Source organism: Paenibacillus turpanensis (genome assembly GCF_011421635.1).
GTDB lineage: Bacteria > Bacillota > Bacilli > Paenibacillales > YIM-B00363 > Paenibacillus_AK > Paenibacillus_AK turpanensis.
In genome coordinates, this window is sequence record NZ_WTLI01000003.1 from 170,908 (window position 1) to 190,220 (window position 19,313).

At 51.2% G+C, this 19,313-nt stretch carries 20 protein-coding genes, 1 riboswitch and 1 other annotated feature; of the genes, 19 read left to right on the plus strand and 1 reads right to left on the minus strand.

Features of this window, described 5'->3' with window-relative positions:
• Window positions 1-26: 26 nt before the first annotated feature.
• The 19 genes from GQS10_RS04055 (at window position 27) to GQS10_RS04145 (ending at window position 17,102) form a co-directional block, all read left to right on the plus strand.
• A complete protein-coding gene (locus tag GQS10_RS04055) occupies window positions 27-458 on the plus strand; it encodes a peptidylprolyl isomerase (protein WP_166239255.1) in 432 nt (143 codons plus the stop codon).
• Window positions 459-623: 165 nt separating this feature from the next.
• Window positions 624-808, plus strand: a riboswitch (FMN riboswitch).
• Between the two features lie 226 nt (window positions 809-1,034).
• Complete coding sequence (ribD, locus tag GQS10_RS04060; protein WP_166239550.1) at window positions 1,035-2,144, plus strand: bifunctional diaminohydroxyphosphoribosylaminopyrimidine deaminase/5-amino-6-(5-phosphoribosylamino)uracil reductase RibD; 1,110 nt, start codon at window positions 1,035-1,037, stop codon at window positions 2,142-2,144.
• Window positions 2,145-2,825: a riboflavin synthase gene (gene ribE / locus GQS10_RS04065; protein WP_166239257.1), complete on the plus strand. Its 681-nt coding sequence runs from the start codon at window positions 2,145-2,147 to the stop codon at window positions 2,823-2,825.
• A gap of 54 nt (window positions 2,826-2,879) precedes the next feature.
• On the plus strand, window positions 2,880-4,115 hold the full coding sequence (locus GQS10_RS04070) for a bifunctional 3,4-dihydroxy-2-butanone-4-phosphate synthase/GTP cyclohydrolase II (protein ID WP_166239259.1): 1,236 nt from the start codon (window positions 2,880-2,882) through the stop codon (window positions 4,113-4,115).
• Between the two features lie 112 nt (window positions 4,116-4,227).
• Window positions 4,228-4,698 carry a 6,7-dimethyl-8-ribityllumazine synthase gene (ribH, locus tag GQS10_RS04075; protein ID WP_166239261.1) on the plus strand — a complete coding sequence of 157 codons (471 nt, stop codon included), beginning with the start codon at window positions 4,228-4,230 and terminating at the stop codon, window positions 4,696-4,698.
• A 97-nt stretch (window positions 4,699-4,795) separates the two neighbouring features.
• On the plus strand, window positions 4,796-5,581 hold the full coding sequence (locus GQS10_RS04080) for a segregation and condensation protein A (protein ID WP_166239263.1): 786 nt from the start codon (window positions 4,796-4,798) through the stop codon (window positions 5,579-5,581).
• Window positions 5,550-6,206, plus strand: a complete 657-nt coding sequence (gene scpB, locus GQS10_RS04085; RefSeq protein ID WP_166239265.1) for an SMC-Scp complex subunit ScpB — start codon at window positions 5,550-5,552, stop codon at window positions 6,204-6,206. The genes GQS10_RS04080 and scpB overlap by 32 nt, the downstream gene beginning before the upstream one ends.
• Before the next feature lie 105 nt (window positions 6,207-6,311).
• Window positions 6,312-6,974: a DUF2953 domain-containing protein gene (locus GQS10_RS04090; RefSeq protein ID WP_166239267.1), complete on the plus strand. Its 663-nt coding sequence runs from the start codon at window positions 6,312-6,314 to the stop codon at window positions 6,972-6,974.
• Window positions 6,975-7,048: 74 nt separating this feature from the next.
• A complete protein-coding gene (ytfJ, locus tag GQS10_RS04095) occupies window positions 7,049-7,591 on the plus strand; it encodes a GerW family sporulation protein (protein ID WP_166239269.1) in 543 nt (180 codons plus the stop codon).
• 129 nt (window positions 7,592-7,720) lie between these two features.
• Window positions 7,721-8,884: a D-alanyl-D-alanine carboxypeptidase family protein gene (locus GQS10_RS04100; protein ID WP_166239271.1), complete on the plus strand. Its 1,164-nt coding sequence runs from the start codon at window positions 7,721-7,723 to the stop codon at window positions 8,882-8,884.
• The gene (locus tag GQS10_RS04105) at window positions 8,878-9,483 is read left to right on the plus strand and encodes a nucleoside recognition domain-containing protein (RefSeq protein ID WP_166239552.1); all 606 of its coding nucleotides are present in this window, start codon (window positions 8,878-8,880) and stop codon (window positions 9,481-9,483) included. The genes GQS10_RS04100 and GQS10_RS04105 overlap by 7 nt, the downstream gene beginning before the upstream one ends.
• 6 nt (window positions 9,484-9,489) lie before the next feature.
• Complete coding sequence (locus tag GQS10_RS04110; RefSeq protein ID WP_166239273.1) at window positions 9,490-10,023, plus strand: spore maturation protein; 534 nt, start codon at window positions 9,490-9,492, stop codon at window positions 10,021-10,023.
• Between the two features lie 66 nt (window positions 10,024-10,089).
• Window positions 10,090-10,440, plus strand: a complete 351-nt coding sequence (locus GQS10_RS04115; protein ID WP_166239275.1) for an N-acetylmuramoyl-L-alanine amidase — start codon at window positions 10,090-10,092, stop codon at window positions 10,438-10,440.
• A gap of 103 nt (window positions 10,441-10,543) precedes the next feature.
• Window positions 10,544-11,290 carry a pseudouridine synthase gene (locus GQS10_RS04120; protein WP_166239277.1) on the plus strand — a complete coding sequence of 249 codons (747 nt, stop codon included), beginning with the start codon at window positions 10,544-10,546 and terminating at the stop codon, window positions 11,288-11,290.
• A 61-nt stretch (window positions 11,291-11,351) separates the two neighbouring features.
• A complete protein-coding gene (locus tag GQS10_RS04125; protein ID WP_341805001.1) occupies window positions 11,352-11,873 on the plus strand; it encodes a redoxin domain-containing protein in 522 nt (173 codons plus the stop codon).
• A 20-nt stretch (window positions 11,874-11,893) separates the two neighbouring features.
• Window positions 11,894-13,573, plus strand: coding sequence for a cytochrome c biogenesis protein ResB (gene resB / locus GQS10_RS04130; RefSeq protein ID WP_166239281.1), 1,680 nt, complete (start codon window positions 11,894-11,896; stop codon window positions 13,571-13,573).
• Window positions 13,574-13,576: 3 nt separating this feature from the next.
• Window positions 13,577-14,833 (plus strand): cytochrome c biogenesis protein CcsA, encoded by a 1,257-nt coding sequence (gene ccsA / locus GQS10_RS04135; RefSeq protein WP_166239283.1) that lies wholly within the window; start codon window positions 13,577-13,579, stop codon window positions 14,831-14,833.
• Between the two features lie 51 nt (window positions 14,834-14,884).
• Window positions 14,885-15,601: a response regulator transcription factor gene (locus GQS10_RS04140; protein ID WP_166239285.1), complete on the plus strand. Its 717-nt coding sequence runs from the start codon at window positions 14,885-14,887 to the stop codon at window positions 15,599-15,601.
• A 1-nt stretch (window position 15,602) separates the two neighbouring features.
• Entirely contained in the window at window positions 15,603-17,102 is a 1,500-nt protein-coding gene (locus GQS10_RS04145) for an ATP-binding protein (protein WP_166239286.1), read from the plus strand.
• Window positions 17,103-17,243: 141 nt separating this feature from the next.
• Here GQS10_RS04145 and serA read toward each other — a convergent pair whose 3' ends face one another.
• On the minus strand, window positions 17,244-18,833 hold the full coding sequence (gene serA, locus GQS10_RS04150) for a phosphoglycerate dehydrogenase (protein WP_166239288.1): 1,590 nt from the start codon (window positions 18,831-18,833) through the stop codon (window positions 17,244-17,246).
• 71 nt (window positions 18,834-18,904) lie between these two features.
• Window positions 18,905-19,142: a binding site (T-box leader), on the minus strand.
• Window positions 19,143-19,313 lie beyond the last annotated feature (171 nt).

Genomic DNA, 19,313 nt, shown 5'->3' on the forward strand with positions numbered 1-19,313 from the left:
CTTGTTAAGGTCAGGAGTGGAACCAATTGGCAAAGCAGGCGAACATTAAGATGGAAAACGGTGCAGAAATCGTGATCGACTTGTTTGAAAACGATGCGCCGAATACGGTAGCGAATTTTGAAAAGCTGGCGAATTCCGGTTATTACAACGGTTTGAACTTTCACCGGGTCATTCCAGGCTTCGTTGCACAGGGCGGATGCCCGAACGGCGACGGCCGTGGAGGCCCAGGTTATACCATTAAGTGCGAAATCAACCCGAACAAGCATGAGCGCGGCTCTCTTGCAATGGCGCATGCAGGCCCGAACACTGGCGGAAGCCAGTTTTATGTCTGCTACCAGCCGCAGCCGCATCTTGACGGACTGCACACCGTGTTTGGCAAGGTTGTAAAGGGCATGGAGCATATCGATGCCTTCCGCGGCCATGACAAAATGGAGACGGTAGAAATTAAAGAAGTGTAATAGCGATATAGGGAAGAGCCTTCCTCAACATTGGGGAAGGCTCTTACTTTTTTGAAGCAGCGAACGAACTTCTTGCAATTTCCCCGTTTTGGTGATAATATTCATTTCAATGTAAGTGAATCATTGGGATGGATAACCTCCCGATGCGACAAATTTCATACGATGTGTTTCCTTCGGGGCGGGGTGAAATTCCCCACCGGCGGTGATGAGCCGATATTTTCGCGATTGTAGTTATCGGCGCTTAGTCCGTGACCCGTTTTCGTTCGAGTACTGCTTGCAGTGCTGCTCGAAGCGGTGGACCTGGTGAAATTCCGGGACCGACAGTATAGTCTGGATGGGAGAAGGAAAACGGAACGGTTACATATGTGCGCGGCAGAACGTACCTTTTTTCACAATGAATGAGGGTCAATCTGAAACGTCTATTTCCTGCACCCGATTTGGTGCAATATTGGATGTTCTATGTTTTCTGCGGATTGTACATCGATAAACCCTTCGTTTCCTATGCCCTTGATGCCCTGAAGCGTCAAGGGCTTTTCGGTTTTTTAGGGGGTTGATGGCTTGGATAGCTCGGAATTCATGACTGATGAATTTTATATGAAGCTGGCGCTGCAAATGGCATCCGGAGCGTTAGGACAAACCGGAGTGAACCCGGTCGTCGGCTGTGTTGTTGTAAAAGCTGGCCGGATTGTCGGCATGGGAGCGCATCTTAAGCGCGGTGAAGGCCATGCGGAGGTACACGCGCTCAATATGGCCGGAGCGGAAGCTGAGGGCAGTACCGTGTACGTCACGCTTGAGCCCTGCAGCCACTATGGGAAAACGCCGCCTTGCGCGAGCCGCCTTGTGCAGGAAAAGGTGAAGCGGGTTGTTATCGCTTCGCTGGATCCGAACCCGCTGGTGGCGGGCAAGGGAGCTGCGCTGCTGCGGGAAGCCGGGATTGATGTCAGCACCGGCGTGCTTGCCGAAGAAGCGAGCCGCCTCAATGAGGCGTTCAATAAGTATATTGTGCACCGCCTGCCATTTGTGACGCTGAAGACGGCCAGCACGCTGGATGGAAAAATCGCTTCGCGAACCGGGGACAGCAAGTGGATCACCGGCGAGCAAAGCAGAGCTTTCGTTCACACGCTCCGCCACCGGCATGCCGGGATTATGGTTGGTGCCGGCACCGTTTTGGCCGATGATCCCTCGCTCACCACGAGGTTGACGGTACCGGCGCTCGATCCGGTGCGTATAATTGCCGATTCGCAGCTGCGGATTCCGCTTGGAGCGAAAGTGCTTCAAACGGAAGGAACGCCTGCGATCATTCTGACCACGTCAGCTGCGTCTGACCGCAAGAAAGCTGAGCTTGAGCGTGAGGGGGCTGTCGTGATGGAATGCGGCAGCGGGCCGATGGTTGACCTGAAGCTTGCTATGAAGCTGCTTGGGGAGCGCGAAATTTCCTCTATCCTGTTGGAAGGGGGAGGGACGCTGAACGGCGCAATGCTGCAGCATCGGCTCATCGATAAGATCATGCTGTTCTTCGCACCGAAAATTATCGGAGGCGGGAAGCTGGCACCCGGCACCTTTGACTTCGACGGGGCCGCTCTAATGAGCGAAGCGGTTCCCTTAAAGCGTGTTTCCGTCGAGCAGTTCGGAGACGATGTATGTATAGCGGGTTATCCCGTTTACGATAAAGGCGGTGATGAATAAATGTTTACCGGAATTATTGAAGAAATCGGCCGGTTGAAGCGGATCAGCCGCAAAGGCCAGGCGATGGTGATTACGGTGGAAGCCCGCAAGGTGCTGGAGGATGTGCATTTGGGCGACAGCATTGCTGTCAATGGCGTATGTTTGACGGTTGTCGAATTTGACGCAAGCAGCTTTAGCGTCGATGTGATGCCCGAAACGTTCCGCAAAACGACGCTAAAGGATTTGCAGCCCGGCTCCCCGCTTAATCTGGAACGGGCAATGGCCGCCAATGGCCGTTTCGGCGGACATATTGTGCAGGGTCACGTGGATTCCCAGGGTGTCATCAAGGAGCGTTACGAGGAAGACAATGCCGTCGTATTCCGCATTGAGCCCGTAAAGCAGGAAACGCTAAAGTATATCGTGACCACCGGATCGATTACGCTGGACGGCATCTCACTTACCGTCGTTCTCGCGGGTGACCGTGACTTTACAGTGTCGATTATCCCGCACACGTTAAAGGAGACCGTGCTTCAGCATAAATATGCCGGCGATGCGCTGAATATCGAATGCGACTTTGTCGGCAAGTATATCGAGCGTTTTCTGCAATTCGGCCAAGATCGAGGGGATCAAGGCACTCACAGCAGGAGGTCTAGCGGCAGAATGACGATGGAGTTTTTAGCGGAAAACGGTTTTACATCATAAGAAAGACATTACCTTAACATAACGCTAGACCAGAGAGAAACGGAGGAACGGAGTATGTCGGATACATCCAAGGAGCAATCGGTTAAGCGGCTCGATCCGATTGAAGAAGCCATCTACGATTTAATGATGGGGAAGGTCGTTATCGTCGTCGATGACGAGGATCGGGAAAATGAAGGCGACTTTATCGCTCTGGCAGAGAAGGCGACCCCCGAAGTGATAAACTTTATGATTACCGAGGGCCGCGGTCTTGTCTGCGTGCCGATCGAGGAGAAGCGGGCGCAGCAGCTTGATTTGCCGCTAATGGTGTCCAAAAACACCGATTATCACGGTACGGCCTTTACGGTTTCGGTCGATCATATGGATACGACCACCGGAATTTCCGCGCATGAGCGTTCGCAGACGGTAAAAGCGCTAATCGATTCGTCCACGAAGCCGGAGCACTTCCGCCGGCCGGGGCATATTTTCCCGCTGATCGCGAAGAATGGCGGAGTGCTGCGCAGAGCCGGGCACACGGAAGCGGCGGTTGATCTTGCAAAAATGTGCGGCTCCTATCCCGCGGCCGTTATCTGTGAAATCATCAAAGAGGACGGATCCATGGCCAGATTGCCCGATCTGTTTGAAATCGCCCAAAAGCATCAGCTGAAAATTGTTTCGATTCGCGATCTCATTCACTACCGTAATGAAAAAGATAATTTGGTTCATCGCGAGGTCGAAGTGAAGATGCCAACCGATTTCGGGCAGTTCACCGCGATTGCGTACACGAATGAAGTGGATAACAAGGAGCACGTCGCCTTGGTAAAGGGAACGATTGATCCGGATCAGCCGACCCTTATTCGTGTTCACAGCGAATGCTTGACGGGGGATGTTTTTCATTCCCACCGCTGCGACTGCGGTCCGCAGCTTGCCGCTGCACTGAAGCAGATTGACGACAACGGCTCGGGTGTGCTTCTCTATATGAGGCAGGAGGGCCGCGGAATCGGCCTGATCAATAAGCTGAAGGCGTACGCTCTGCAGGAGCAGGGATTGGATACCGTCGATGCCAATCTGAAGCTGGGCTTTGCACCGGATCTGCGAGATTACGGAATCGGGGCGCAAATCTTAAAGGATTTGGGCGTCAGCCAAATTCGTCTGCTTACAAACAACCCTCGCAAGATCAAGGGGCTTGAGGGGTATGGCCTTAAGGTTGTGGAGCGCGTGCCGCTGCAAATGGACGCCAATGACGATAACACGAACTACCTGCGCACGAAAAAAGCGAAGCTCGGTCATTTATTGCAATTTGCCGAGGAATAGTAACATTTTCCGCCGTATTACAGCAGCGAAAGCAACAACAAAGATTTTACTATTTGATTTTCGTGAAGCACTTTAACTAAAATATAGATCGATTAAGGAGAGAACTGTTATTATGCCGCATATTTTCGAAGGAAACCTAGTATCGCAAGGATTAAAGTATGGAATCGTCGTAGGACGTTTTAACGAATTCATTTCCTCGAAGCTCTTGGGAGGCGCGCTCGACGCTTTAAAGCGTCACGGAGCGGATGATAACGAGGTATCGGTTGCTTGGGTGCCGGGAGCGTTCGAAATTCCTCTAATCGCGCAAAAAATGGCCGAGAGCGGCAAGTACGACGCCGTTATTACCCTGGGAGCGGTTATTCGCGGATCTACACCGCATTTTGATTATGTGTGCAATGAAGCTGCGAAAGGGGTGGCAGCGATCGGCTTGAAAACGGGTGTGCCTACCATCTTCGGCGTATTGACGGTTGATTCGATCGAGCAGGCGATTGAGAGAGCGGGCACAAAAGCAGGAAACAAAGGCTGGGAAGCTGCAGTTACCGCCATTGAAATGGCGAATTTGTCGAAACAGTTCGAAAAATAATTGAACAGGATCATTTTCCAGCAGGACATTTTACGCTCCATGAAGTATATTAAATGGATGCTGTAAAATGTCTTGTTTCTTTTCCCGGAGGAGTTCTATGTCTGTATCGTACAAGCTGAACACATTCGAAGGTCCGCTCGATCTGCTGCTGCATTTGATCGATAAGGCTGAGGTGGATATTTACGATATCCCGATCAGTGACATTACGGATCAATATTTTGCCTTCATGGATACGATGCATGAGCTTCAGCTGGAGCTGGCCAGCGAATTTGTGCTGATGGCGTCCACCTTGCTCGCCATTAAAAGCAAAATGCTGCTGCCAAAGCCTCCCGTGATCGAGCTCGATTACGAGTACGAGGAGGATCTGGAGGATCCCCGGGCGGAGCTTGTTCAAAAATTAATCGAATACCGTAAATATAAAGGCATCGCCGATCATTTGCGCGAACGGGAGCTGGACCGCAGCTTAATCTACTCGAAGGAGCCGGAGGATCTGTCTCCCTTCGTCGTTGAGGTTCAGGAAAACCCGCTGCTTGGCCTGCAGCCGTTTGATTTGCTGCTTGCCTTTCAGAAGGTGCTGCGCAAGTCGCAGCGCAGAGATCGTGTCGCGCATATTCGCCGCGATGAAATTTCGGTCAAGGACCGGATGAAGCAGGTGCTTTCAGCCCTTGTCAGTCAAGGCGGACGCATGCTGTTTTCCCGGATGTTTTCAGAGGACATGACCCGCGAAGACATCGTGGTTTCGTTTTTAGCATTATTGGAGCTGATGAAGATGAAGAAAATTTCCTGCTTCCAGCACCGGTTGTTTGAGGATATCGTCATAACGGCTTCCGGGGAAGGAGGTGCTGTGGACGATGGATTACCGGGAGATGAAATCCGTTATTGAGGGGCTGCTGTTCGCCGCAGGCAATGAAGGCATGGACATTAAGCAGCTGGCCGAAGTATTGGAGATGGATGCAAAAAGCACCTTGGAGCTGGTATCTGAGCTTCAGGACGAATTAAAGCGGCAGCGCCGAGGGATACAAATCATGGAAATCGCCGGTGCGTACCAGCTGACCACCTTAGCGGAGCATGCCCCCTTCTTTAACAGGTTGGCGCAATCCCCGACGCGGGCGACCCTGTCACAGGCCGCTTTGGAAACGTTGGCGATCGTTGCCTATAAGCAGCCGATTACTCGGGTGGAGATCGAAGAAATCCGCGGCGTAAAGTCAGATCGGGCGCTGCAGACGCTTGTGGCGAAGGATCTGATTCGCGAGGTCGGGCGTGCGGAAGCGGTGGGCAGGCCGATTTTATATGGAACGACGAAGCAATTTTTGGATTATTTCGGCTTGAATCACTTGGAAGATATGCCGGATACGAACGCGTTTGAGGATCGGGACCGTTTGGAGGAGGAAACGCGTATGCTGTTCGAGCGTATGGGTGGACGCCAAATGACGATCGAAGAGGTTTCGGAGGGTTCGCCTTCGGCTGCACCTTCACCTGTTTTTCCTGAGGACCCCGATGAGGCGTAAAGGATAAATTCATTCGCATTGGAACATATTTGTTGGTGATAATAAACTTTGTAGCGGCGCCTGCTGGCACTTGCTGCAAAGTTTTTTTGTTAGGGGGAAAACGGTTTGCTGTGGTGGTTTCTCATTTTATTTGCCTTGATTGCCGTATCGGCTCTGCTGCTCAGTATGGTTTCCATCCGTCTCGTCTTCCGCAGAATGGAAGAGGATGACTACGCCAGCGTGGAGGTAAAAGCTGCGTTCGGTCTTGTGAAGTATAAAGTGACGGTACCGACGGTCAAATGGAAGGGAACATCAGTGGCAGTCAAAACACAAACCTCTACCTCAATGGGCGAAGTAGGGATCAACATGGACATGCTGGAAAAGGTAATCGCTCGGCTGCGCAATTTAATCAGCCATGTGGAACATTTTCAAGACTTGATTAAGAAGCTCTTGAAGGTTGTCCATGTAAAAGCGTTTCGCTGGGACACTCAAATTGGCCTAGGTGATGCCGTAAATACAGCGTTATCCACAGGGGTTATCTGGGGAGTAAAGAGCGGTGTGCTCGGCTATATTCATCGCCGGTTTCTTCCGCTTTCCGAACGGACGGTTATTCAAGTGTCCCCCGTGTACAACCATAAATATTTTGCCACCGAGCTGGAATGCAGAATTCAAACCCGCCTCGTCCTTATGGCATATATTGGTTGTCTTCTTATTGCCCGGATTACAAAGACTGACGGCGGGCTTAAGGTATGGTGGAACGAGTTGATCAAAAAACCGGCGCTTACATAACTGCGTCCGACTTGGAGAAACTACAACCGAAATGCTTTTTCATCAACTAAGCAAATCAGAAGGAGGCTTCCCTTATGTCTGATCATCCAATTCAAGGTCTCATGAAAACTGCAATGGAAAACATTAAAGAAATGGTTGATGTCAATACCATTGTAGGCGATCCGGTCGAAACGCCAGACGGCAGCGTAATTATGCCGATTTCCAAGGTTGGCTTTGGCTTTGCAGCAGGCGGCAGCGAGTTTGTCGCAGACCGCGAAGCGGATCAAACTGTATCGTTCCGCAATGACAGCATGAACGCAACGGTTGCTCTGCCATTTGGCGGCGGCAGCGGCGGCGGGGTATCCATCACGCCAATCGCGTTCCTCGTTGTCGGCAAAGAAGGCGTGAAGGTTGTTCCGCTTGACAACCAAACGCATATTGCAGAGAAGCTGATTGACTCCGCTCCTCAAGTTGTAGAGAAGATCCAGAGCATGCTTAAGGGGAAAGGAATGCAGCAGGCTCAGGCAGCGATGGGCATCACAGGTGCGGCTTCCACGACACCAGCTGCTAGCGGTACAAGCAGCACAACTGGCACAAGCAATACGAATAACAGCAACCAGCCGAACTACATGGTCTAATCGACCAAAGTGGCCGCATTCCATTTGGGATGCGGCTTTTTATTTGCATACATATCCCTCGGGGACGGGCATATACTTGTACAAAATCGTTGTGTGACAAAGTCTTTTTGGCAATCGGAGGAGGAAATCATGAAAAAGCTGTGCATTATGCTGTCCTTCTTATCGTTCTTTACTCTCGCTCTGACCGGCGTACCTGTTCGGGCAGAACGAGGCGGACCGGGCCCGGCGATCGGCACCCACGCAGAGGCGCACTCGCTGATTGATGTGAACACAGGCCGTATTCTCACCCATAATAACGGCGATAAACAAATGCGCATCGCCAGCTTGACCAAAATTATGACGGCGATCGTTGCTATTGAGAATGGTGATTTGTCAAGTCTTGTGAAGGTGAGCAAAAATGCGTTCGGCAAAGAAGGCTCTTCGATTTATGTAAAGCTTGGAGAAGAGATGAGTCTGCATAACATGCTGTACGGGCTGATGCTGCGTTCCGGCAATGATGCGGCAACCGCAATTGCAGAGCATATCGGCGGGACCGAAGAGGGCTTCGTACTCATGATGAATGAAAAAGCGAAGCAGCTCGGCCTAGCCAATTCCCAGTTCCGCAACCCGCATGGCTTGGATGCAGACGGGCATTATTCGTCGGCGAACGATTTGGCGAAGCTGACCGCGTATGCGCTGAAAAACCCGGTCTTTAAAGAAATCGTCAAGACGAAGCTCAAGAAAGCTCCGAATCCGAACGAAAGCTGGGATTATGTTTGGCATAACAAAAACAAAATGCTTTCCTTGTACGAAGGAGCAGACGGAGTAAAAACAGGGTACACGAAGCTCGCGCATCGAACCCTGGTTTCGTCGGCGACCCGTGACGGACAGCAGCTGGCTGCCGTTACACTGAATGACGGAAACGATTGGGCGGATCATGCGACGCTGTTTGATTATGGCTTCAAGCATTTTGCCCAGACGACACTTATTCGCAAAAACGATCTCATCGAGGGAACGGATTATTTTGCCGGATCCACGGTCACGTATCCCTTGCTTGAATCGGAAAAGTCGGCTTTGAAGCGGGAGCTGAAGGAAGAGCCGGAAAACAGTGTGGACTATACGTTCGGTCTGCGGGGAAGAGTTCTGTTTAAAGTGAATGGGGAAACCGTTGCTTCGGTGCCGTATTACACGGCGGGCAGTCCACAGCTCATCGCGTCCGAGCGATCGACCTTTCAATTTACGGAGCCGGTGCAGGCGCGCAGCTATCTGGATTGGGTGGCGGAGGTATGGAAGGCGATGGTGAGTGTATGGTAAACCAGATCTGGCTGTTTTTTATTGTGACGGGATTTCTTGTTGCTGCCGCAACTGGAAAGATGGATGCCGTAACAGAAGCAGCCTTTGACGGGGCCAAAACGGGGGTTACGATCTGTTTTGGCCTCATATCCATTCTTGTCTTCTGGCTCGGAATGATGAAGATTGCCGAGGATGCCGGGCTGCTGCAAAAAATTGCAGTGCTGCTGCGCCCGGTCGTACGGTTTCTTTTTCCAGGAATTCCGAAGGATCATCCGGCCATTGGTTACATTATGTCAAACATGAGCGCCAATATATTAGGACTTGGAAATGCGGCTACACCGATGGGCATTAAAGCGATGCAGGAGCTGCAGAAGCTGAACCCCGACAAGGAAAAGGCTACCCCGGAAATGTGTACGCTGCTCGCCATTAATACAGCCAGCATTACGCTGATTCCGACTACGCTGATCGCGATCCGAATGAGCTTCGATTCGCAAAATCCTACGGAAATCGTCGGGCCGACACTCCTTGCAACGGGAATCGCAACGATGGCCGCGATTATACTGGACCGCTGGTACCGGTTCCGCAGCGGTATGGCCGCATCTCGTCCGCCGAAGGGGTGAGTTAGGTTGCTGGAAATCGTTAATATTATATCTGTCTGGTCTATTCCGGTTATTATCGTTTTTATTCCATTATATGCGTTTTTCCGCAAGGTTCCGGTTTACGAGTCGTTTACGGATGGGGCGAAGGACGGCTTTGACACGGCGATCCGGATCATCCCGCATCTTGTCGGCATGATGGTGTCGATTAGTATATTTCGCGCTTCTGGAGCCATGGATTTGTTCATCGGCTGGGTGAAGCCGTTTACGGATTGGATCGGAGTTCCAAGCGAGGTGCTTCCTCTGGCCATTCTCCGCCCGATTACAGGCTCGGGGTCACTTGCCTACACGTCGGAGCTGATTAAGGCGTTCGGTCCGGATTCCATGATCGGGCGGATCGCTTCTACGGTGCAGGGCAGCACCGATACGACCCTGTACGTGCTTACCGTTTATTTCGGCGCGGTTGGGATCCGAAAAGCGGGGTATGCACTGAAGGTCGGTCTGCTTTCGGATTTAGTCGGCTTTATTGCTGCCGTTGCCGTTTGTTATTTCGTTTTCGCTTAAAAAGCTGCACCATCCGTGCCGTCCTCCCATATACTGCATCAGCGCAGTAGAACTGAGGTGAGGACGATGCGGTATCATGGCGTAGTTGTTCATCATTCGGCCTGTCCGAACATTAACGGTAAAGGCTATGATTATTATGTTACAAAGGACGGGGGAATTATCCCGGGCAGCGTGGAAACGGATCCAGATTTTATTCATATATGTATTGAAGGCGATTTTCAAGAAGCTGCGCTGCCGCTTGACGATGCCCTGCGCAATCAGCTGTTCGTCGCTTGCAAGCTGATCGTCCGGCTCAGCCAGACCTATGGATTTTCGGCGCAGGAGCTGTATCCCCATGCGCTGGAATGCCCAGGCCGTTATTTTCCATGGTCGGAGCTTGTTATTTCCATTTCTCCCGATCCGCATCAAAAGCACTAAACAGAAAAACGAGCAAACCCCGTCCCGGGGTTTATTTCTGTTTAAGGGGCAGCTTGTGATTTCCTTCCATGATGGGTATCATTAGTTTGAGGTGAAGGCAGAAATGGAACGACTTCAAAAGGTGCTCGCCCAAGCAGGCGTAGCTTCCCGTAGAAAATGTGAAGAAATGATTGCAGCCGGGAAGGTTCAAGTCAACGACGAAACCGTGACGGAGCTTGGCTTTAAAGTTGATCCCGCTGTAGACAGCATTAAAGTAAACGGACGACCGATTGCCAAAGAGCAGCATGTTTACATTTTGTTAAACAAGCCCAAGGGTGTGATTACAAGCGCAACCGATCCGGGCGGACGGAAAACGGTATTAGATTATTTGCACGGTGTGAAGGAGCGGGTATATCCCGTCGGGCGTCTCGACTATGACACAGAAGGACTCCTGCTGTTAACGAATGACGGCGAATGGGCGTACATGCTAACCCATCCGAAACATCATGTGCCGAAGACGTATCATGCAACGGTAAAAGGAATGCCTCATGGCTCTGTCTTGGAAAAGCTTGCATCTGGCGTAAAGCTTAAGGACGGAATGACGGCTCCTGCTGAGGTTGATTACGTGGACGTTGATCCGGAAAAGAAATCGTCCGTCATATCGATTACGATTCACGAGGGGCGCAACCGCCAAGTACGCCGAATGTTCGAAGCGGTCGGTTATCCGTTGGAGCGGTTAAAGCGGGTTCGCTTTGGTTCCATTACGTTGGACGGGCTGAAACGCGGCAAATTTCGAAATCTTTCGAAAGAAGAAGTGACAGAATTAAGACGGCTCGCAGAGAAATCACATAATGTTCAAAATACAGATTAAAGTTTCTTTCTGTGATTCGCTATAATGATAGACGGAAATGCTGTTAGTAGGCGGTGAAGTCGTGAGCAATCGAAAGTTGCTGCAAATTGTAATATTATTAGCTGTTGTGGCGATTGGTGTTTACACCATCGGCGGCAGTTTATTTATGTCGGACAAGCAGGAGCCTCCGAAAGCGAAAGAGCCGATGCCGAATTTTACGTTAACTGACGCCTCGGGAAAGCAGGTTTCTCTTGAGGATTTTAAAGGAAAGCCGGTTATCGTTAACTTTTGGGGCACCTTCTGTCCGCCTTGTGTCGAGGAGACCCCTGCACTCCAAAGGCAGTATGAGAAGTGGAAGCAGGAAGGTCTTGTTATCATCGGCGTGAATTTGGACGAAGAGCCGATTCGGGTGGAGAGCTTTACCAGGCAGTTCGGCGTCACCTATCCCGTCGTCATAGACAAGGATTTGGAGCTTGCGGAAAGGTTCGGCGTTTTTCAATATCCGACGACCTTTTTTGTGAACCGTGACGGTGTAATTCAAGACATTTTTGTGGGTGGAATGCAGGAGCCGTATATTGAAAATATGGTGGGTGCAATTCGCTGAGACAGGAGGTCGCAGCTGGTTTGATAGAAAATACGAAATGTGAATGCGGCCATCAAAATTCGATCGGAACTGTACTTTGCGAGGCTTGCGGGAAGCCGACCCCAGAGCTTTTGGACAATGAAGGGCCGCTCGAAATGCGCTATGATGGAATGGCGCGGCGCTCGCAGAAGCAGGAAAAAACCGCCATTGACCGGGTTTGGAGCTTTTTCTCCTCCGTGAAGGTGGCGGTCTATTTAATCATTATTACGCTGACTGGCGCATCGCTTGGGACGATTTTCCCTCAGGAGGATACATTTCTCGGGAACCTCGATCCCTCCGTTTATTATGAACAAACCTACGGGACAGCCGGCAAAATTTATTATTTGCTTGGACTGTCCCATACGTATACATCCTGGTGGTTTCTCACCCTGCTTCTGATGATCGGCACATCGCTCGTTGTATGCAGCTTGGACCGCGTGCTTCCATTATATCGGGCGCTCAGCAAGCAGCAGGTTCGTAAACATCAGGATTTCCTGCAGCGCCAGAAGGTCGTTTACTCGGGCGAGGTGCCCGACGGCGATGGAGAAGCGCTTCTGGATAAGCTGGAGCAGTCGCTGAAGCGCAGGCGGTATCGAGTGTACCGTGGAGAATCGGCCCTGCTGGCCGAAAAAAACCGGTTCAGCCGCTGGGGCCCTTACATTAACCACATCGGCCTTATCATTTTCTTGCTGACGCTTGTGTTTCGCTCATTCCCAGGGATGACGATGGATGAATACATCTCCATCTTAGAAGGAGAAACGAAGCAAATACCTGGAACGAATTTATACTTAAAAAATGAGAGGTTTACGCTGGAGGTATACGGTGAGGATGAATTGCGAGGCTCCTTTAAAGAGGATAAAGCAATCATCCCGAAGCTATTTCAGACGGACGCCGTTCTGTATGAGTGTACAGCAAACTGCAGCTCCCCGAATGGGGAGCCGGAGCTGAAGGAGGTTCTCCGACATGCGATCGTGCTGAACGATCCGCTCCATTACAAAGGAATTTCCGCCTATCAGTTCGATTACGACATTACTCCGACGCTGACCAAGGTGAACCTGTATTTAACGCCGAAGACGGAGGGCAGCGAGTCTTATGGTCCGATTGAGCTGCAGACGAAAAATCCGAAGCTGGAATACACAGCGGGGCCTTACAAGTTAACGCTGAAAGATTATTTTCCTGAGTTCGCTTTAAACGAACAGGGAGTACCGATAACGAAATCGCGTGATCCCAAGGCGCCCGCTTTCATCTTTGTCATTCAAGGTCCGGGACTTGCCGCGCAAGGAGAATCGTTTATTTATTTCCCGCGTGAAGTCGATAAAGTTATGTATCAGCAGGACAAGCTGAACGCCTCCATCGCGGCGAAGCTGGAGCTGAAGGCCCGCGGAATGGAGGATGTAGAAATTGCAACCTACACCACGAGCCTGAATCTTCGTAAAGATACGGTCGTACCGTTCTTGTTTATCGGCGGGATTATATTTATGATTGGCGTCGTCATGGGGCTTTACTGGCAGCACCGGCGCATTTGGGTACGGATTGATGAGCGTAATGTGCTGCTTGGCGCCCACACCAACAAAAATTGGTACGGCCTGCGTCACGATACCGCGAAAGCACTGTCTGCCGGGGGAATCACGGTAGAGCCGAAGGAGCTGGAGCGTTTTAAAGAAGAAGGGGTGAAACCGTAGTTTATGTCGTTAACATCGTTAAGCCATGGATCGTTAGTTGTAGCTTTGCTTTTATATACGCTGTCCTTTTTTGGCTTCGTCATTGCTGTGACAAGGGCGAAGTGGAAAGGAAAGGATCAGGAAAAACGCAGTAAAAGGTGGAGCGTTGGCTCGTTTGTGCTTGCCTGCGCCGGCTTGGCAGCCCAGCTTTTGTTTTTCTTCACCCGTTGGGCGGATATCGGACATATTCCTGTATCCAACTTATTTGAATTTATGACCTTCCTTGGCATGATGATTATGGCTGCTTTCGTTGTGCTTTATGCCATTTATCGCGTAACGCTGCTCGGTGTTTTTGCTTTGCCGGTCGGGGTCATCGTGCTTGCTTATGCGTCGGTGTTTCCGTGGGAAGCACAGCCGCTGATTCCGTCCTTAAATTCGTATTGGCTTAAAATCCATGTAACCACAGCCGCCGCCGGAGAAGCATTTTTTGCCGTTGGTTTTGCTGCGGGGCTAATGTATCTGCTTCGTGCGGTGGACTTTAAGGCCACGGACAAAGCATCCGTACGAGAGCAGCGGGGCGTAGAGTTTGTATTGTTCGTATTGCTTATTATCCTTGGTTTTGTCGGTTCCGTATTTGCCTTTCGTGGTGCGGATTATCATGCGCAGTTTTCACAGCAGGTGACGGTAATCGAGCAGGGCAAGGAAGTAGTTAAAACGCAGGTGACGGATTATTCGCTTCCGCCGATTTTCGCTCCGTATGATGCGAAGCTGGAATCAATGAAGCCGTTCCTGGGCATGGAGAAGCCGCTTATGGAAGCTCCGTACTGGATGAAAGGGGTTAATGCGGGGCGGAAGCTAAATACGGTGACATGGGCTGTTCTTTCGGCTCTAGCTGTGTATGCTGTGCTTCGTCTGCTAGTTCGCAAAAAACTGGCTGCGGCGATTTCTCCGATTATGAACGGAATCGATCCGGAGGATTTGGATGAGGTGGGTTACCGCTCGATCGCCATCGGCTTTCCGCTCTTTACGCTGGGCGCGTTAATTTTTGCGATGATTTGGGCTCATATCGCATGGTCCCGTTTCTGGGGCTGGGATCCTAAGGAAGTATGGGCACTTATAACGTGGTTATTTTATAGTGCGTATTTGCATCTGCGGTTATCCCGCGGCTGGCAGGGCCGGCGCTCGGCTTGGCTATCAGTAATCGGCTTTACGATTGTCATGTTTACTCTTGTCGGCGTGAACTTAATCATAGCGGGAATGCACTCTTATGCTGGAGTCTAGTATATAGCTGTTTTTACTTGCCGGATGGACATGAAGGGAGCGGTTTCGGATATGGATAATGATCTTAAGCATATTTTAGTCGTGGATGACGAGGAACGGATTCGCAGGCTTCTGCGGATGTACTTGGAAAAGGAAGGGTATCGCATTGATGAAGCGGAAGAAGGGGAAACCGCGCTTCGGATGGCGCTTTCTTCCGAGTATGATCTAATCATTCTTGATGTGATGATGCCGGGAATGGACGGAATCGAAGTGTGCACAAAGCTCCGGGAAAAGAAGGCGACCCCGGTGCTGATGCTTACGGCGAAAGGGGAAGAGGCGAACCGGGTCAGCGGCTTTGAGGCCGGTGCCGACGATTATGTGGTGAAGCCGTTCTCGCCCCGCGAAATTCTTTACCGAGTCAAAGCGATTTTACGGCGTTCCTCCGCTACCGCTTTCTTGTCTAAAGATACGGATACCCGCAATAACATCGTATTCCCGCATTTGGTCATTGAGCACGACGCTCACCGTGTTACGGCAGGAGGGCAAGAAATCAGTCTCACTCCAAAGGAATACGAGCTGCTCCATTATTTGGCCATGTCGCCGGATAAGGTGTTTTCCCGCGAGGATTTACTGAAGGATGTTTGGAATTATGAGTTCTTCGGCGATCTCCGCACCGTCGATACCCACGTCAAGCGGCTTCGCGAAAAACTGAACAAGGTGTCGCCGGAAGCCGCGTCGATGATTACGACGGTTTGGGGTGTTGGCTACAAGCTAGAGGTGCCGAAATAACGTGAAGGTGTGGAAAAGCGTAGTCGGCAAGCTGTGGATTACGATCATTGCTCTCGTAGCCGTCGTGCTCCTGATTTTAGGCGTTTTTTCGTTGGAATACATCGACATGACGTTTACGAATTCGGATCAGGTCAAGCGGGTATTCATTATTACGTGTATTATCGGCTTTTCAATGACCACGTTTTTTGCGTTCTTCCTTTCGACAAAAATTACGCAGCCGTTATTAGAAATGAAGCGGGCAGCCGACCGGATCTCGCAGGGAGACTATGAGACTCGCTTGGAGGTTCGCTCCAGTGATGAAATCGGCGAGCTGTCTCAAACCTTCAACTTGATGGCTGAAGAGCTGGATGAAACGATACGTGATTTGAATCGGGAGAAGGAGCATCTAACCAGCATTCTGCGCAGTATGGCGGACGCGGTAATTACATTTGACGTTGAGGGGCGCGTGCTTCTGGCCAATCCTCAGGGCGAGAAAATTATTACGGAATGGGGCCGTTTGATGGCCTGGCCGCCGGAAAGCCCCGATACGCTGCGTGTGATTGATCCGCCAGCTGGACAAGCAGGAGGCGGTCTAGCCGCCGGTTCGGTCCTTCCCGAGCCGATTTACGATCTGTTTACAACGGTTCGTGAAACGGAAACGGACGTAACGACGAAGCTGCATGTTCAAAATGAAGTGTGGTCGGTTATTATGGCGCCGCTTTACGAGAGCGGCACGGTCCGCGGAGCAGTAGCCGTTCTCCGCGATGTAACCGAGGAGCACCGCCTGGACAAGCTGCGAAAAGACTTCCTTGCGAATGTTTCACATGAGCTGCGGACGCCGCTTTCGATGGTACAAGGCTACAGTGAAGCGTTAATCGATGAAATCGCCGCTTCTCCGGACGAACGGAGGGAGCTGGCGCAAATTATTCATGACGAGTCGCTTCGCATGGGCCGGCTCGTTCAGGATTTGCTTGATTTAGCGAAGCTGGAAGCGGGCCGGATGGAATTCCAATTCCGTGAAGCGGACGTTTCTGCACTGCTCGCCCGTGTGTACCGTAAGTTTTCCGCCTTAAGCAAGGAGCGCGGCATTACGCTTCATCTGGAAATTGAAGAGGGTGTGGAATTCATCGGTCATGTCGATGATGACCGGCTTGAGCAAGTGCTGACCAATCTGCTGGATAACGCGATTCGCCATACTCCTGCCGGCAATTCGATTTATTTGCGGGCCAAGCCGCTAGAGCTCGTCGATTATACGCATCCGACCGCAGTATCCGGCCGTGCCGTCTTCATCGAGGTTCAGGACGAAGGGCAGGGCATTTCCAGCGAGGATTTGCCTTATGTATTTGAACGGTTCTACAAGGCCGATAAAGCCCGTACGAGAGGTGCGGCTACCGGGACAGGGCTTGGCCTTGCTATCGTGAAAAGCATCGTTGAATCGCATCGTGGAACCATTAAAGTGTCGAGTGCCGTTGGACAAGGTACGACATTTTCTATCACCATCCCTCTATCGCCAATTGGCTGATAGAGGTTTTTTTTGTTGAATTAGCAAAGGAAAAGTTGTTGGTCGTGGAACAATGAGCGAAATGACAGGGAGATCCGACAAGAACATACAACGACAAAAAGAGGTCCGCCGTCGCCGGCGAACCTCTTGAACAATTATAGATTACAGCGTAATGTCTTTGACGCTTTCGATTTCTTCCAGAGCATTCAGCTGCGCTAAAACATTCTTCTCCGCTTGCTTATCGATCGTAAGCACCATGATCGCAGAGCCGCCGATGACTTTACGGCCAACCTGCATCGTAGCGATGTTAACGTCATTGTTGCCGAGAAGCGTGCCGACCTTACCGATGATTCCCGGACGGTCGTTATGCGATACGAGCAGCAAATTGCCTTCCGGCGGAATATCCACTGGATATTGGCCGATCTGTACAATCCGTGCGCCGTAGCCGCTTAAAAGCGTACCGGCAATGACGCTGTCGCCTGCCTTGGACTTTAAGGTCACGGAAACCAGATTCGTAAAGCCTTTTGCAGCCTGCGATTTCAGTACAGTTACATTAAGGTCACGCGTTTTTGCAAGGTGAAGGGAGTTGACGATGTTCACCTGCTCGCGGCCGAGATGATGCGACAGGACGCCCATCACGATGTAACGCGTCAGCGGCATGGTGTCCACTTCGGACAGCTCGCCGGAATAGCTGACGACGATTTCTTGAACCGCGCCTTCGTTCATTTGGGCAACAAAGCGTCCGAGCTTTTCGCCAAGCGTAAAGTATGGCTGCAGCTTCGTCAAAACTGCGGAAGGCACCGGAGGCATGTTGACCGCGTTTTTAAACGGCTCTTCGCGAAGAATATGAAGGACCTGCTCGGAAACGTCGATGGCAACATTCTCTTGTGCTTCAATCGTAGAAGCGCCAAGGTGCGGAGTTACGATAACCTTCGGATTGTTGAGGAAAGGATGATCCTGGCTTGGCGGCTCGGATTCGAATACGTCAAACGCCGCTCCTGCAACAATGCCTTGATCGATCGCTTCAACTAACGCCATTTCATCGATAATTCCGCCGCGTGCACAGTTAACGATGCGACAGCCCGGCTTCATGATTTCAAACTGCGGGCGGGCGATCATATGGCGGGTTTCGTTGGTAAGCGGCGTGTGCACCGTAATGAAGTCAGCGACTTTTACGATGTCGTTAACCGTTCCGACTTTTACGCCGAGCTTTTCCGCGCGGTCTTCCGTCAAGAAAGGATCGAATGCAAAAATTTCCATGCCGAAGGCTTTTGCGCGTTTTGCAACCTCGCTGCCAATCCGGCCCATACCCATAACGCCCAGTGTTTTGCCGTAAAGCTCGACCCCGAGGAAGGACTTGCGGTCCCACTCGCCGGACACAGTTTTACGATATGCTTGAGGAATGTGGCGAGCAAGTGACATCATCATGGCAAAAGTGTGCTCGCAGGTCGTAATCGTGTTGCCGTCTGGAGCGTTAATGACAACTACGCCGCGCTGGGTAGCCGCTTCAAGCTCGATGTTGTCGACGCCGACACCGGCCCGTCCAACAACCTTCAGCTTCGTGCCCGCCTCAAATACTTTGGCGGTTACCTTCGTTGCACTGCGGACAAGCAGTGCGTCATACTCGCCGATGATGGCGGTAAGCTCATCCTCTTTCAGACTGCCTTTCTTTACGACTTCTACGTCTGCTGCATCAGTCAGCTGTTGAATCCCTTGATCGCTGATGCCGTCGGTTACTAACACTTTAAACATGGTTCTCTGTCCCCTCCTTATATTGGTAAACATAACAAAAAAGCCCTAGTCCTCATACGTATGCCTAACGTATAAGGGACGAGGACTCTACTCGCGGTGCCACCCTTGTTCGTGCTTCTGCTCGCACAGAAACACCTTGGCCGGTCGAAGACCGGAAACGATAACGGCATTAAGCCGGCTGCATTTACTGGCCGAAGCGTTCATGCAGCTCCTCTGGAGTGCTACCTAACAACGGGGTACCGCCGGTTTCCACCTGCCACCGGCTCTCTGGGGGTCCGTTCGTCTTCGGTTCTCCTTCAACGGATTGCTATATATTATTGATAATGTATCACGGGAACAAATACCAGTCAATGAGGAAAAACTCCATCGGTGAATCCGGTGTTTCTCCCATTTTTAAGCGGCTTGACTCACAATTTCTATTTTATAGCAAGCACCCTCGAATATGCAATGGTCGAACCTTGAACAATTTTGTAACATCGG

Bases quoted from the DNA above. Each gene is read 5' to 3' on its own strand.
- ribD (WP_166239550.1), top strand. From the start codon at position 1,035: ATGACTGATGAATTTTATATGAAGCTGGCGCTGCAAATGGCATCCGGA.
- ribE (WP_166239257.1), top strand. From the start codon at position 2,145: ATGTTTACCGGAATTATTGAAGAAATCGGCCGGTTGAAGCGGATCAGC.
- GQS10_RS04070 (WP_166239259.1), top strand. From the start codon at position 2,880: ATGTCGGATACATCCAAGGAGCAATCGGTTAAGCGGCTCGATCCGATT.
- ribH (WP_166239261.1), top strand. From the start codon at position 4,228: ATGCCGCATATTTTCGAAGGAAACCTAGTATCGCAAGGATTAAAGTAT.
- GQS10_RS04080 (WP_166239263.1), top strand. From the start codon at position 4,796: ATGTCTGTATCGTACAAGCTGAACACATTCGAAGGTCCGCTCGATCTG.
- scpB (WP_166239265.1), top strand. From the start codon at position 5,550: ATGGATTACCGGGAGATGAAATCCGTTATTGAGGGGCTGCTGTTCGCC.
- ytfJ (WP_166239269.1), top strand. From the start codon at position 7,049: ATGTCTGATCATCCAATTCAAGGTCTCATGAAAACTGCAATGGAAAAC.
- GQS10_RS04100 (WP_166239271.1), top strand. From the start codon at position 7,721: ATGAAAAAGCTGTGCATTATGCTGTCCTTCTTATCGTTCTTTACTCTC.
- GQS10_RS04105 (WP_166239552.1), top strand. From the start codon at position 8,878: ATGGTAAACCAGATCTGGCTGTTTTTTATTGTGACGGGATTTCTTGTT.
- GQS10_RS04115 (WP_166239275.1), top strand. From the start codon at position 10,090: ATGCGGTATCATGGCGTAGTTGTTCATCATTCGGCCTGTCCGAACATT.
- GQS10_RS04120 (WP_166239277.1), top strand. From the start codon at position 10,544: ATGGAACGACTTCAAAAGGTGCTCGCCCAAGCAGGCGTAGCTTCCCGT.
- ccsA (WP_166239283.1), top strand. From the start codon at position 13,577: ATGTCGTTAACATCGTTAAGCCATGGATCGTTAGTTGTAGCTTTGCTT.
- GQS10_RS04140 (WP_166239285.1), top strand. From the start codon at position 14,885: ATGGATAATGATCTTAAGCATATTTTAGTCGTGGATGACGAGGAACGG.
- serA (WP_166239288.1), bottom strand. From the start codon at position 18,833: ATGTTTAAAGTGTTAGTAACCGACGGCATCAGCGATCAAGGGATTCAA.